Consider the following 13,678-nt stretch of genomic DNA (forward strand, 5'->3'; position numbering starts at 1 on the left):
CGGGCATAATGCGCCTGTCCCTACAGGCGCTACCGGCTCATGAAAGCATCTCTCCCTCGCAGACCTCGCTGGCGCAGCCTCGCGCTGTTGGCCCTGTGCCTGGCGCCGCTGCTGTGGCCGCTGGAACATCTCGCCGAACGCTATTACCGCAGCGAACTCGCCGGACAGAATCGCCAGACCCTCGATCTGTACGTCGCCAACCTGCTCGGCACCCTGCATCGCTATGAAGTGTTGCCGCAGATTCTCGGCGATCTGCCGGCCCTGCGCGCGGTGCTCGGTGCGCCGGACGACGGCGTGACCCAAGGCAACGCCAATCGCCTGCTGAAAAACATCGCCGCGCAGACCGGCGCTGAAGTGATGTACCTGATGGACACGTCCGGCCAGACTCTGGCGGCGTCGAACTGGGACAAACGCGACAGCTTCGTCGGCCGCAATTTCGCCTTCCGCCCGTATTTCAGCGAAGCCATGGCCGGGCGCCTCGGGCGCTTCTTCGGCCTCGGCACCACCTCGGCCAAACGCGGCTATTTCTTCGCCGCTGCTGTGCGCAACGGCGAGAAAATCATCGGCGTGCTGGTAATCAAGGTCGACCTCGACCACACGGAAAGCCTGTGGGGCAAAACCCCGGAACAACTGCTGGTGACCGACCATAACGGCGTGGTCATCCTGACGTCGCGCCCGGAATGGCGGTTCCGCTCCACTCGCGAGTTGAGCGATGCCGAGCGCGCCGCGATCACCGCGATCCAGCCCTACCCGACCCGTGAACCCCGGCCGCTGAACCTGAGCCCTGACGCCTGGCTGACGCAGACCCACGACATCGCCGAGACCGGCTGGAGCGTGAGCATCCTCGCCCCGCGCACGCTGATTGATCGTCCGGTGCGCACGGTGGTCGCGATCGGCGGCGCCACACTGTTGGTGGTGATGCTGCTGGTGGGTTTGATGATGCAACGTCGCCGGCATTATCTGGAGCGCATCGCCTTCGAGGCCAAGGCGCGCCGCGAACTGGAAGGCCGGGTGGCCGAACGTACCAGCGATCTGGAAGGCCTCAACCGCCGTTTGAAGCAGGAAGTGCTTGAGCGCGAGCACGCCCAGCAGGAGCTGGTGCGCGCTCAGGACGATCTGGTTCAGGCCGGCAAATTGTCGGCACTGGGGACCATGTCGGCGAGTATCAGCCACGAACTCAATCAACCGCTGGCAGCGATTCGCAGTTATGCGGAAAACGCCGAAGTGCTGCTCGATCATCAGCGCACCGAGGACGCGCGCGGCAACCTCAAGCTGATCAGCGAACTGACCGGGCGCATGGCCTCGATCATCGCCCACTTGCGTGCCTTCGCTCGGCGCGATCGCCACGCACCGGAAAGCGTCGCTCTGCAACCGGCGCTGGACGATGCGCTGGCATTACTCGCCAAACGTCGCCGCAGCATGGAAGTCGAACTGATCCGCGACTTGCCCGCAGCCACGCTGTGGGTCGAGGCCGGCGAAACCCGACTGCGCCAGGTGCTCGGCAATCTGCTGGCCAACGCCCTCGATGCGCTCACCGAAAAAGGCCCGCCGCGCAAGTTGTGGCTGAGTGCCGAAGCCACCGCCGACGGCGTCAATCTGTACATTCGCGACAATGGCCCCGGGTTCTGCATGGAAGCTCTTGGCCGCGCCAGCGAGCCCTTTTACACCACCAAGACCCGCACACAGGGTCTGGGTCTGGGACTGGCCATTTGTGAAACGCTGATGCGCGCCTTTGGTGGCGAGCTGTCGTTCGCCAACCACAAACAAGGCGGTGCCCTGATTACCCTGCGCCTGCGCGCCGGCGCGCCCGGAGTCAGCCTGCAACCGTCCGAGGATCGAAGTGCATGACCATCGACAATCGCATCCAGGTAGTGTTGATCGACGACGATCCGCACTTGCGCCAGGCTCTCGGCCAGACCCTGGACCTGGCCGGCCTGAAAATTCTGCCGCTGTCCGAAGCCAAAGGGCTGGCCGCGCAACTTGAGCGAGACTGGCCGGGGGTGGTGGTCAGCGACATTCGCATGCCGGGCATGGACGGCCTCGAGCTGCTCAGTGAATTGCACGCACAGGATCCCGAGTTGCCGGTGCTGCTGATCACCGGCCATGGCGACGTACCGCTGGCAGTGCAAGCGATGCGCGCCGGCGCTTACGACTTTCTGGAAAAACCCTTTGCCAGCGATGCACTGCTCGACAGCGTCCGTCGCGCCCTCGCGCTACGGCGGCTGGTGCTGGACAACCGCAGCCTGCGTCTGGCCTTGAGCGACCGCAACGAATTGAGCGCGCGGCTGGTCGGCCATTCGACGCCGATGCTGCGCCTGCGTGAGCAGATCGGTGCGCTGGCGGCGACCAAGGCTGACGTGCTGATCCTCGGCGAAACCGGTGCCGGCAAAGAAGTCGTGGCCCGCGCGCTGCACGACTTGTCGAGCCGCCGCAACGGTCCGTTCGTAGCGATCAACGCCGGCGCCCTGGCGGAATCGGTGGTGGAAAGCGAGCTGTTCGGCCACGAGCCCGGCGCCTTCACCGGCGCGCAGAAGCGTCGCATCGGCAAATTCGAATTCGCCAACGGCGGCACGCTGTTTCTCGACGAAATCGAAAGCATGAGCATGGACGTGCAAGTGAAACTGCTGCGCATGCTCCAGGAGCGGGTCGTCGAGCGCCTGGGCGGCAATCAGTTGATCCCGCTGGACATCCGCGTCATCGCCGCGACCAAGGAAGACCTGCGCCAGGCGGCGGATCAGGGCCGCTTCCGCGCCGACTTGTATTACCGCCTCAACGTCGCGCCGCTGCGCATCCCGCCGCTGCGCGAAAGGGGCGAAGACGCATTGGTGCTGTTCCAGCATTACGCCGATGAAGCCAGCGCCCGCCATGGCTTGCCGCCCCATGAGCTGCAGCCGGCACACCGCGCCCTGCTGCTGCGCCACACCTGGCCGGGCAATGTACGTGAACTGCAAAATGCCGCCGAACGCTTCGCCCTCGGGCTTGAGCTGGCACTGGACAACAGCGCTGATGGCAGCGGCGGCGCGCCCGTAGAAGTGGTCAGCGGCGGCCTCAGTGAGCAAGTGGAAAACTTCGAGAAGTCGTTGATAGCCGCCGAACTGGCGCGCTCGCACAGCTCGGTGCGCAGCCTCGCCGAAGCTCTGGGTATTCCGCGCAAGACCCTGCATGACAAGCTGCGCAAACACGGTCTGAATTTCGGCGACAGCAGCCACGGGGAAGACAACGAATGAGCAGCGAAAGCGAATACCTGCAAACGGTGCTGCATCACGACATTCCGCTGACCGCCGAAATGGGCCTCGAGGTGCTTGAGTGGCGCGAGCAGCAACTGAGCCTGCACCTGCCGCTCGCGCCCAACGTCAATCACAAGAGCACCATGTTTGGCGGCAGCCTGTATTGCGCAGCGGTGCTGGCCGGTTGGGGCTGGTTGCATTTACGTTTGAAGGAAGAAGGGATTGCCGACGGACATATCGTCATTCAGGAAGGGCAGATCAGTTATCCGCTGCCGGTGACGGGAGACGCCATGGCCATTTGCCCGGCGCCGGATGCGGCAGTCTGGAAACGGTTCGTGGCGATGTATCGGCGATATGGACGGGCGCGGCTGACGCTGGATACGCGGATCCTGAATGCGGGAAGTGAGGACGAGGCGGTGAGATTTACCGGGCAGTACGTTTTGCACCGTTGAAGATCAACAGCCCCTCACCCTAGCCCTCTCCCGAGGGAGAGGGAACCGATACGGGGATGCTACAGATTTACGTCGACCTGAAACTGCTTCGCCGAATCCACAATCGACTCGATTCCCCAGGTCGATGCATAGCGCCAGACAACTCGGTCGGCTCCCTCTCCTGGGGGAGAGGGCTGGGGTGAGGGGAATTGCGGATCAGGCAGTTAGCCTCGGGCCAACTCCAACAACCGTCCGCGCCACGCAGCCTTCGCCGGCAGCGCCAGAAAGAACTCGTTCAACAGCGATTCTCGCGGCGGATAACTGAACGCTTCACCCTTCAAATCCAGCACCTCGCCCCCCGCCCCTTCCAGCACGCCCTGCGCTGCCGCCGTGTCCCACTGCGAAGTCGGCGCCAGTCGCGGATAGCAATCAGCAGCACCTTCGGCCAACAGACAGAACTTCAAGGAACTGCCGATATTGGCCAGTTGCAACTCACCAAGACTGGCGCTCAACCCGGCCAGCAAACGCTCTTGCTCGGGACTGGAATGTCGACGGCTGGCGACCACGGTAAACGCCTCGCCCGGCGCAGGCACATCGCGCACCTGAATCGCCGTCGGCGTACCGCCCTCGTCGCCACGCCAGGCTCCAAATCCGGCGCCGCCGACATAAAAACGACCGTTGGTCGGCATCGTCACCACACCAAACACCACCCGGCCATTTTCGATCAGCGCGATGTTGACGGTGAATTCCTCGCTACCGCTGATGAACTCCTTGGTACCGTCCAGCGGATCCACCAGCCACCAGCGTTGCCAACCGGCGCGCACGCTTTGCGGGATGTCGGCGTCCTCTTCGGACAGCACCGGAATGCTCGGATCCAGCGCCGTCAGCCCGGCAACGATAAGGTGATGGGCGGCCAGGTCGGCGGCCGTGACCGGCGAATCATCGGACTTGGCCGTGACTTCAACGCCGGCGCGCCAGAACGGCAGAATCGCCTCGCCAGCCTGTAAAGCCAGCGCAACCACAGGTGCCATCAGCGGATGGGGAAAATTCATCGACGTCTCACTCATAGCTGAACACCCCGCGCTGGCTCAGCAGGTCGCGGGTCAGATACAGCGCAGCCAAGGCGCGGCCCTCGGAAAATTGCGGATTCTGCGCCAGTGCCGACAGTTCGCGCAGGTTGACCTTGTCGACCCGCATCGGCTCCGGCTCATCACCTTCCAGCCGCTCTTCATACAGGTCGGTGGCCAGCACCACCTGGATTTTCTGGCTCATGTAACCGGGCGACAGCGACAGCTCGGTCAGATGCTCCAGTTGACGCGCGCCGTAACCGGCCTCTTCCTTGAGCTCCCGCTCGGCCGCTGCCAGCACGTCTTCGCCCGGCTCGATCAGGCCTTTGGGCAGAGACAGTTCGTATTCGTCGGTGCCGCCGCAGTATTCCTCGATCAATACTGCGTGTTCGGCATCAAGCATCGCGACGATCATCACCGCGCCGTAGCCCGCACCCTTGCCGACCAGACGCTCGTAAGTGCGCTCCACGCCATTGGAAAATCGCAGCTTGAGTTCTTCGACGCGAAACAGGCGACTGGTGGCGACGATCTCGCGGGCGAGTACGGTGGGTTTCTGGCGCATGCAAAGCTCCTTGGCGTGAACGCGCTACTATAACGCGGCTTTCCCGATTGTTTGCGTCGGATATCTTTTCACCGTTCGAGACGTTGCCATGCCTTCTTTACCGTGGTCCGAGATCGATACCGTCCTGCTCGACATGGACGGCACGCTGCTGGATCTGCACTTCGACAACCATTTCTGGCTCGAACACCTGCCCCAGCGCTACGCCGAACTGCACGGCATCAGCCGGGCCATGGCCGAGCTGGAATTGCAGCCGTTGTTCGAGCGCCACGCTGGCCAGTTGCAGTGGTACTGCCTGGATTTCTGGAGCGCGGAACTGAAATTGTCGGTGCGCGAACTGAAACAGGAAACTGCCCACTTGATCGCCCTGCGCGCCGATGCCGATACCTTTCTCGGCGCAATCAAACGCGCCGGCAAACGGGTGATCATGATCACCAACGCGCACCGCGATTCGCTGTCGTTGAAACTGGAACGGATCGAACTGGCGCCGTACTTCGAGCGGCTGATCAGCTCGCATGACTACGGTTATCCCAAGGAGAACCCGCAGTTCTGGGATGCCTTGCAGGCGGACATAGGTTTTGATCCGGCGCGCAGCCTGTTTATCGACGACACCTTGCCGATCCTGCGCAGTGCGCGGGATTTTGGCGTGGCGCACTTGCTGGCGGTGAAAGAACCGGACAGCCGCAAAGGGCCGAAGGACACAGCGGAGTTTGCCGCAGTCGAGGATTACCGCGATTTGATTGCAGGGCTTTGACCCCTGTAGGAGCTGCCGCAGGCTGCGATCTTTTGATTTGATTTTTTTAAAGTCCAAGTCAAAAGATCGCAGCCTTCGGCAGCTCCTACATGACTGCGTTATTTTGGAATGCGCAGTTTTTGTCCCGGATAGATCTTGTTCACATCCTTGAGCATCGGTTTGTTGGCATCGAAGATTTTCTGGTACTGGTTGGCATTGCCATAGACGCGCAGGGAGATCGCACTGAGCGTGTCACCTGCCTTGACCTCGACAAACTCGGCAGCCACGACGACCGGTCCGGTCACCGTGATCTGATCATCGACACTGCCTACGCCCGCAATGTTGCCCACCGCGAGCAGAATCTTTTCCTTCTCTTCCTGGCTCGCCACTTCACCGGTCACCGTCACCTTGTCGCCATCCACGGTCGCCTGCACGTTGGGATTGCCCAACCCGACCTTGCTGATATGTTCCTTCAACTGCTCACTCGCATTGGCATTGCCTGGGGTCAACAGATCAATCAGCTTCTCACCGGCCTCTTTCACAAAGCTCAACAGACTCATAGCGCACACTCCTTGATTTGGGTTCCAGTCGTCCAAGCCTAGACCACCCCGGCCAAACCCGGTTCCAGTCCGACCAATGACGCTGCCGCGCCGCTGGCGGTAGAATCGCCACACCCCGCCAACCGCCCGGAGCGAAGATGGACATCAAGCAACTGAAATTCCTCATCGCCCTCGACGAAACCCGCCATTTCGGCCAGGCCGCCGCGCGCTGCCACATCACCCAGCCGACCCTGTCGATGCGCTTGCGCAGCCTCGAGGAAGAACTCGACCTGCCATTGGTCAATCGCGGCCAGCGCTTCGAAGGCTTCACCGCACCGGGCGAACGCGTGCTGGCGTGGGCGCGTACGGTGCTGGCAGCCTATGACGGCTTGCAGGCGGAAGCGGCGGCCTGTCGCGGCAACCTGATCGGTACGCTGCGCCTGGGCGTGGTGCCGCTGTCGAGTTTCGATCCGTTACCGCTGATGCAACGACTGCACGCGGCGCACCCGGACCTGCGTTTCGAGCTGTCTTCGCTGAGCTCCGAGCAGGTGCTCGAACACCTGGCGAACAACCGCATCGACATTGGCGTGTCGTATCTGGAGCGTCTGGACAGCGAGCGCTTCGATTCGCTGGCCTTCAACGAGACGCGCATGGGCCTGCTCTATGACGAGCGCTCGTTCAACTTCGGCGAAGAACCCCTGAGCTGGGAATCGCTGATCGAACTGCCGCTGTGCATGCTCACCAGCGGCATGCATTTTCGCCAGTCCATCGACCACAACTTCCACAGCCGTGGCCTGACGCCGCAACCGCTGTTGCAAACCGACGCCGTGCATCAACTGCTGCAAGCAGTACACGGCGGTTTTTGCTGCGCGATCATGCCCCTCGACGGCGGCGCGGAAACCCTCGCCGATCACCTGCGCCTGCAACCGATCGAAAATGCCCACACTCTCGCCCCGCTGGGCCTGATCATGCGCCGTGGCGCGCCGCGTTCAGCGCTGGCAGAAGCCTGTTTCGCGCTTTATCAGAAATCGTCAAACGACGGTTGATCGACGGCATCTATCGGTAGATCGGTAATAGCGATTAGACGCGACAACTTGCCGCGCCTAGTCTTGACCTAGATCAAACCGTCGGTGATGCCATGAACGCCAAGCGTCCAGCCTGCGCGGCGCCAGCAATTGAAACGCCCGCGCCAGCCGCCAGCCAGACCTACAGCTACAGCGATTTACCCTTTGAGGCATCGGCCAGCACCGCGCTGGCCGAGGAAGTCGCGTTGGCGATCGCCTACAACGGCATCAGCCAGGCGGTGATGCTGGTGACCCCGACCGACCTTGAAGATTTCATCGTCGGTTTCAGCCTCGGCAGCGGCATCATCGAAGACGCCAGCGATATCTACGATCTGCAACTGACAGGCGCAGGCTCGGCGCAATACGCGCAAGTGACCATTGCCAACCGCGCGTTCTGGAACCTCAAACAGCAGCGTCGGCAGTTGGCCGGCACCAGCGGCTGCGGACTGTGCGGCGTCGAAGCGGTCGAACAGGCACTGCCTGATCTCAAGGTATTGCCGGGCGCAGCCTTGCCACCGATCGAATGGCTCGACGGTTTGCGCCAGCGCATCGGCGCGTTCCAGCCGCTCGGTCAGCACTGCGGCGCGGTGCACGCGGCGGTGTTCATGAACGCCAGTGGTGAACTGCTGCTCGGTCGTGAAGACATCGGTCGGCATAACGCGCTGGACAAGCTGATCGGCGGACTGATCCGCCAGAAGATATCCACAGAGGGCGGGCTGGCGATCGTCACCAGCCGTTGCAGCCTCGAATTGATCCAGAAAGTCTTGCGTGCCGGCATCCAGACCCTGGTCAGCCTGTCGGCGCCTACCGGCCTGGCCGTGCAATGGGCCCGGCGCCACAACCTCAATCTCATCCACCTGCCGCAGAAAAGTGCGCCGCGGGTGTACAGCCCCGCGATGGAGAATCAAGCGTGAGCCAACATCATCAAGCCGACCAGAAACCTGTCCCGCGCTACAAGCCTTACAAAGGTGCCGCCGGCGGCTGGGGCGCCCTGATCAGTGTGGCCCAGGCGTGGCTGACCAGCGACAACGCCCTGAAAAACCTGCGCATGATGCTCAAGACCAACCAGAACGGCGGCTTCGACTGCCCGGGTTGCGCTTGGGGTGATTCGCCGGAGAGCGGCATGGTCAAGTTCTGCGAGAACGGCGCCAAAGCGGTGAACTGGGAAGCGACCAAGCGTCGCGTCGACGCGAAATTCTTCGCCAAGCACAGCGTCACTTCCCTGTTGGAACAAAGCGATTATTGGCTGGAATATCAGGGTCGCCTGACCGAGCCGATGGTCTACGACGCCGAGTCCGATCGCTACAAGCCGATCAGTTGGGAAGATGCCTTCGCTCTGATCGGCAAGCACCTGCGCAACCTGCCAAGCCCGGATCAGGCTGAGTTCTACACCTCGGGGCGCGCCAGCAACGAAGCGGCGTATCTGTATCAACTGTTCGTGCGGGCTTACGGCACCAACAATTTCCCTGACTGTTCGAACATGTGCCACGAGGCCAGCGGCGTGGCGTTGGCGCAGAGTGTCGGCGTCGGCAAAGGCACAGTGACCTTCGACGACTTCGAACACGCCGACGCGATTTTCGTCTGGGGCCAGAACCCTGGCACCAACCATCCGCGCATGCTCGAACCGTTGCGTGAAGCGGTGAAACGCGGCGCCCAGGTGGTGTGCATCAATCCGCTGAAAGAGCGCGGTCTGGAGCGCTTCCAGCATCCACAGCACCCGATCGAAATGCTCACCAACGGCGACAAGCCGACCAACACTGCGTACTTCCGCCCGGCACTCGGCGGTGACATGGCGGTGCTGCGCGGCATGGCCAAGTTCCTTCTGCAATGGGAACGCGATGCGCAGAAGGCGGGCGAGCCGGCGGTGTTCGACCATGACTTCCTCAATGCTCACAGCGCCAACGTGCTGGAGTACCTCGCCACGGTCGACGATACCTCGTGGGAGCAGATCGTCGAGCAATCGGGCCTGACCCTGGTCGAGATCGAGCAAGCAGCGCGCATGTACGCCAAAGGCAAGAACGTGATCATGTGCTGGGCCATGGGCATCACCCAGCACCGTCATTCGGTGCCGACCATTCAGGAAATCGCCAATCTGATGCTGCTGCGCGGCAATATCGGCAAACCTGGCGCCGGTCTGTGCCCGGTGCGTGGTCACAGCAACGTGCAGGGCGACCGCACCATGGGCATCAACGAGCGTCCACCGGTGGCGTTCCTCGACTCGCTGGAGCGTCGCTTCCAGTTCAAGGTGCCGCGTCATAACGGTCACAACGTGGTCGAGGCAATCCATGCGATGGCCGAAGGTCGCGCCAAGGTGTTTATCGGCTTGGGCGGCAACTTTGCCCAGGCCACGCCGGACAGCTCGCGCACTTTCGAAGCGCTGCGCAACTGCGACCTGACCGTGCAGATCAGCACCAAGCTCAACCGCAGCCACCTCGCTCACGGCAAAGACGCGTTGATCCTGCCGTGCCTGGGCCGTACCGACATCGACATCCAGACCGAAGGCCCGCAAGCGGTGACCGTGGAAGACTCGTTCAGCATGGTCCACGCGTCCAACGGCCAGTTGCAGCCGCTGTCGAACCAGATGCGCTCGGAACCGTCGATCATTGCCGGCATCGCTGCCGCGACGCTGGGCAGCCAACCGGTCGACTGGAACTGGCTGGTAGCCGATTACGGGCGCATTCGCGAACTGATCGCCGACACCATCCCGAGTTTCAAAGACTTCAACGACAAGATCAAAAACCCGGGCGGCTTCTATCTGGGCAACTCGGCTGGCGCCCGCAAGTGGAACACGCCATCGGGCCGTGCCAATTTCCGCGCCAACCAGTTGCCGAAAGATCTGGTTCACGAACGCACCCGCGCCACCGGCCAGGTGCCGGATCTGATCCTGCAATCGATGCGCTCACACGATCAGTACAACACGACGATCTATGGTCTCGACGACCGTTATCGCGGCGTGAAGGGCCAGCGTGACGTGCTGTTCGCCAATGAGGCCGACATCATTCGTCTGGGCTTCCGTCCAGGGCAGAAGGCCGACATCGTGTCGATCTGGGATGACGGTCGCGAGCGTCGGGTGAAAGGTTTTACATTGTTGGCGTTCGATATTCCTGCGGGGCAGGCGGCGGCGTACTATCCGGAGGTCAATCCGCTGGTGCCGCTGGAAAGTACGGGGGATGGCAGCCACACGCCGACGTCGAAGTTCATTGCGATCCGGCTGGAAGCGGCGAGTGAGACTGGGTTGATCATGGCTAAATCCGCTTAACCGCGGAGCCAGATCCGGCCCCTTCGCGAGCAGGCTCGCTCCCACACTTGGAATGCATTTCAAAGGTGGGAGCGAGCCTGCTCGCGAGTGCGATCGACCTGTTAACAGATCTGCCGTGGCAAAGATTTTCGACCGCCCACAAAAAAGGCCGTTTCTGCATGAAAACGGCCTGTCCGAAGTAGCTAAAGACCGGCGAAAATCGGTTAAGTTCCGGTGAAAAAACAGTAACTTGCAATATTGTATACAAGTCGTGTTATTCGTCGGATTTTGATTGTCACGCCCATTGCAGAGCTTCAGGATCGGCGCCGTCATCCCTTTGAGGCTCATCCTCTATGAAGTTCTCCTCGATTCTCTTGTTGTCCCTTGGCCTGGTCAGTGGCTTCGCTTCTGCCGGAGGCACCACCGAAGCAGGTGTGGGCGGCGCATTGGGCGGGGTTCTTGGCTCGGTCGTCGGTCAATCGTTAGGCGGCAATACAGGTTCCACCATCGGCGCAGCCCTGGGCGGCGCGGGTGGTAGTGCGGTCGGCGCAGACAAGCGCAGCCGTGGCGAAGCGGCCATCGGCGGTGCACTGGGTGCAGCCGGCGGTAACGTGGTTGGCCGTAGTCTCGGCGGCACCACCGGCAGCCTGATCGGCTCCGCCGCTGGTGGCGGCGCAGGTGGCGCACTGGGTAACTACATGGGCAACAAGAGTGACGACGATGATCGTCGTTACGACCGTCGCCATGATGACCGTCGCTACTACCGCGACCGTGGTCATCCAGGTCGCGGCCATGCCTACGGCCACCGCAAGCATCACAAGTACTATCGCCACCACTAAGGCGAAGGCTTGAACAAAAAATCGCAGCTTTTGGGCTGCGATTTTTTTGCGCGTCTAGACCACCAGCCGCTCCAGCGCCCCGCGCAAACCGGCAGGAATCGGCACCGGCTGATTGCTCGCCCGATCGACAAACACATGCACGAACCGCCCCGCCGCACACGCCTCGCTTCCGCCAACCTTGAACACAGCCAGTTCGTATTGCACCGAACTCTTGCCCAGCTTGCCGACCCGCAGTCCGATCTCGATCAGATCGGGGAAAGCGATCGAGGCAAAGTAATCGCAGGCGGAACTGACCACGAACCCCACCACTTCGCCGTCATGAATATCCAGGCCACCGACCTGAATCAGGTAGGTATTCACCGCCGTGTCGAAGAAGCTGTAGTAGGTAACGTTGTTGACGTGACCGTAGGCGTCGTTGTCATGCCAGCGTGTGGTGATGGGCTGGAAGTGGGGGTAGTCGCAGCGTTGATTCATGCAGGGTTCTCGCATTCTCTTAATTGAATTTGATCGTGATGACGAACACTTTACCTGTGGGAGCGAGCCTGCTCGCGAAGGCGTCAGCACAGCCGACTGGTGTCAACGATCAGCAAACCCCTTCCCCTGCGCCGCCAGTTCGCCAATCAACCGCGCCGGCTTCCACTGATCGCCCTGCCGCGTCTCCAGCGCCAGCAAGCGCTGATGAATATCCGCTAGCCCCTGCCGATCCGCCCACGCCATAGGCCCACCCTTATCCGCTGGAAAACCATAGCCGTTCAAGTACACCAGATCGATGTCATGGGCCGAGCCGGCGATGCCTTCCTGCAGAATCTTCGCGCCTTCGTTGACCAGCGCCAGCAAACAGCGCTCAAGGATTTCTTCGGGACCGATGTCGCGACGCTGGAAACCCAGCTCTTCGCTGACCCGCAGTACCAATGCATCGACCTCGGAATCATGCTCGGCTTGGCGACTGCCCGGCTCATAATGATAATAACCGTTACCGGACTTCTGCCCGAACCGGCCCATCTCGCACAGGCGGTTATCCACCTGAACTTCGGGCGCATCCTGCCCCTTGCCAGCTAGCTCTCGAGCACGCCATTCCAGATCGATGCCAACCACGTCGTACATGCGAAACGGCCCCATGGCGAAGCCGAAGCCTTGCAGCGCGGTATCCACCTGCTGTGGATAAGCGCCTTCGAGAAGCATCTTGCGCGCTTCCAGTACATACGGATGCAGCATGCGGTTGCCGATAAAACCGTGGCAGTTGCCCGACACCACACTGACCTTGCCCATGCGCTTGCCAAGCGACAACGCTGCCTCCAGTGCCGCTGGCGAGGTCTGCGCACCGCGCACGATTTCCAGCAATTTCATGATGTGCGCGGGGCTGAAGAAATGCAGACCCAGCACCTGTTCCGGGCGCCGGGTCGCAGCCGCGATGGCGTCGATGTCCAGCGCCGAGGTGTTGCTCGCCAGCAAAGCCTCGGGCTTGAGCAAGCCATCCAGCTCGCGAAAGATCTTCTGCTTCAGTTCAAGGTTTTCGTACACCGCTTCGATCACCAGATCGACATTGCGAATCGATGCGTAATCCGCCGCTGCTGATACGCGAGCCATTCGCGCATCCGCTTCGGCCTGATCGATGCGGCCCTGACGCACGTTGTGTGCATAAGTTTCGGCGACCGTCGTCAGCGCCTGCTCAAGCATCTGTGGATTGTTATCCACCCACTGCACGTTCACGCCAGCATTGGCCAGGCACATGACGATGCCACGGCCCATGGTGCCCGCGCCGATCACGGCAGCTTGCTGGATTTCGAAGGATGTCTGGCTCATGTTGTTCTCTTGTGGGTGGCCCGAAGACAGATTCCAACCTTAGTCAGGCAACGGCGGTTTTTGAAGTTTATTAGCGTGATGATGGACATTCAGCGGATGGATGGAGGCTCTGCCTTGATGACACTTGAAGTAGGAGCTGCCGAAGGCTGCGATCTTTTGATCTTGAAAAAATCAACAT

The 13,678-nt window shown here is 61.6% G+C and carries 13 protein-coding genes; 8 read left to right on the forward strand and 5 right to left on the reverse strand.

Translation table 11 applies throughout. The features are described from left to right. Positions 1-39: 39 nt before the first annotated feature. Genes ACV8MC_RS05270 through ACV8MC_RS05280 form a run of 3 tightly spaced genes read left to right on the forward strand, consistent with a single transcriptional unit; the run spans position 40 to position 3,679 of the window. Complete coding sequence (locus ACV8MC_RS05270) at positions 40-1,848, forward strand: sensor histidine kinase (RefSeq protein WP_457264667.1); 1,809 nt, start codon at positions 40-42, stop codon at positions 1,846-1,848. Further along, the gene (locus ACV8MC_RS05275; RefSeq protein ID WP_041477494.1) at positions 1,845-3,227 is read left to right on the forward strand and encodes a sigma-54-dependent transcriptional regulator; all 1,383 of its coding nucleotides are present in this window, start codon (positions 1,845-1,847) and stop codon (positions 3,225-3,227) included. The genes ACV8MC_RS05270 and ACV8MC_RS05275 overlap by 4 nt, the downstream gene beginning before the upstream one ends. Beyond that, complete coding sequence (locus ACV8MC_RS05280) at positions 3,224-3,679, forward strand: thioesterase domain-containing protein (RefSeq protein WP_457264669.1); 456 nt, start codon at positions 3,224-3,226, stop codon at positions 3,677-3,679. Before ACV8MC_RS05275 ends, ACV8MC_RS05280 begins: the two co-directional genes overlap by 4 nt. 203 nt (positions 3,680-3,882) lie before the next feature. Here the strand turns inward: ACV8MC_RS05280 and cysQ are convergent, their stop codons facing one another. After that, on the reverse strand, positions 3,883-4,710 hold the full coding sequence (gene cysQ, locus ACV8MC_RS05285) for a 3'(2'),5'-bisphosphate nucleotidase CysQ (RefSeq protein ID WP_095181090.1): 828 nt from the start codon (positions 4,708-4,710) through the stop codon (positions 3,883-3,885). 7 nt (positions 4,711-4,717) lie between these two features. After that, a complete protein-coding gene (gene nudE, locus ACV8MC_RS05290; RefSeq protein ID WP_016772166.1) occupies positions 4,718-5,287 on the reverse strand; it encodes an ADP compounds hydrolase NudE in 570 nt (189 codons plus the stop codon). Between the two features lie 88 nt (positions 5,288-5,375). Between nudE and yrfG the strand changes: the two genes are divergently transcribed. Then, on the forward strand, positions 5,376-6,038 hold the full coding sequence (yrfG, locus tag ACV8MC_RS05295) for a GMP/IMP nucleotidase (RefSeq protein WP_095181091.1): 663 nt from the start codon (positions 5,376-5,378) through the stop codon (positions 6,036-6,038). A gap of 98 nt (positions 6,039-6,136) precedes the next feature. Here yrfG and lysM read toward each other — a convergent pair whose 3' ends face one another. Beyond that, complete coding sequence (lysM, locus tag ACV8MC_RS05300) at positions 6,137-6,577, reverse strand: peptidoglycan-binding protein LysM (protein WP_123585632.1); 441 nt, start codon at positions 6,575-6,577, stop codon at positions 6,137-6,139. Between the two features lie 137 nt (positions 6,578-6,714). Here lysM and ACV8MC_RS05305 point away from each other — a divergent pair, with 137 nt between their 5' ends. From ACV8MC_RS05305 to ACV8MC_RS05320, 4 genes are all read left to right on the forward strand, one after another. Further along, positions 6,715-7,602, forward strand: a complete 888-nt coding sequence (locus tag ACV8MC_RS05305; RefSeq protein ID WP_056787129.1) for a LysR family transcriptional regulator — start codon at positions 6,715-6,717, stop codon at positions 7,600-7,602. A gap of 92 nt (positions 7,603-7,694) precedes the next feature. After that, complete coding sequence (gene fdhD / locus ACV8MC_RS05310; protein WP_016772170.1) at positions 7,695-8,534, forward strand: formate dehydrogenase accessory sulfurtransferase FdhD; 840 nt, start codon at positions 7,695-7,697, stop codon at positions 8,532-8,534. Then, complete coding sequence (locus tag ACV8MC_RS05315; protein ID WP_016772171.1) at positions 8,531-10,879, forward strand: FdhF/YdeP family oxidoreductase; 2,349 nt, start codon at positions 8,531-8,533, stop codon at positions 10,877-10,879. Before fdhD ends, ACV8MC_RS05315 begins: the two co-directional genes overlap by 4 nt. A 332-nt stretch (positions 10,880-11,211) precedes the next feature. Next, positions 11,212-11,697 (forward strand): glycine zipper domain-containing protein, encoded by a 486-nt coding sequence (locus tag ACV8MC_RS05320; RefSeq protein ID WP_039756448.1) that lies wholly within the window; start codon positions 11,212-11,214, stop codon positions 11,695-11,697. A 54-nt stretch (positions 11,698-11,751) separates the two neighbouring features. Here the strand turns inward: ACV8MC_RS05320 and ACV8MC_RS05325 are convergent, their stop codons facing one another. Both ACV8MC_RS05325 and ACV8MC_RS05330 read right to left on the reverse strand, forming a co-directional pair. Continuing rightward, on the reverse strand, positions 11,752-12,171 hold the full coding sequence (locus ACV8MC_RS05325) for an acyl-CoA thioesterase (RefSeq protein ID WP_457264672.1): 420 nt from the start codon (positions 12,169-12,171) through the stop codon (positions 11,752-11,754). A gap of 102 nt (positions 12,172-12,273) precedes the next feature. Next, the gene (locus ACV8MC_RS05330) at positions 12,274-13,500 is read right to left on the reverse strand and encodes a 3-hydroxyacyl-CoA dehydrogenase NAD-binding domain-containing protein (protein ID WP_457264674.1); all 1,227 of its coding nucleotides are present in this window, start codon (positions 13,498-13,500) and stop codon (positions 12,274-12,276) included. Positions 13,501-13,678 lie beyond the last annotated feature (178 nt).

The organism is Pseudomonas sp. PK-RTE-24, assembly GCF_054052265.1.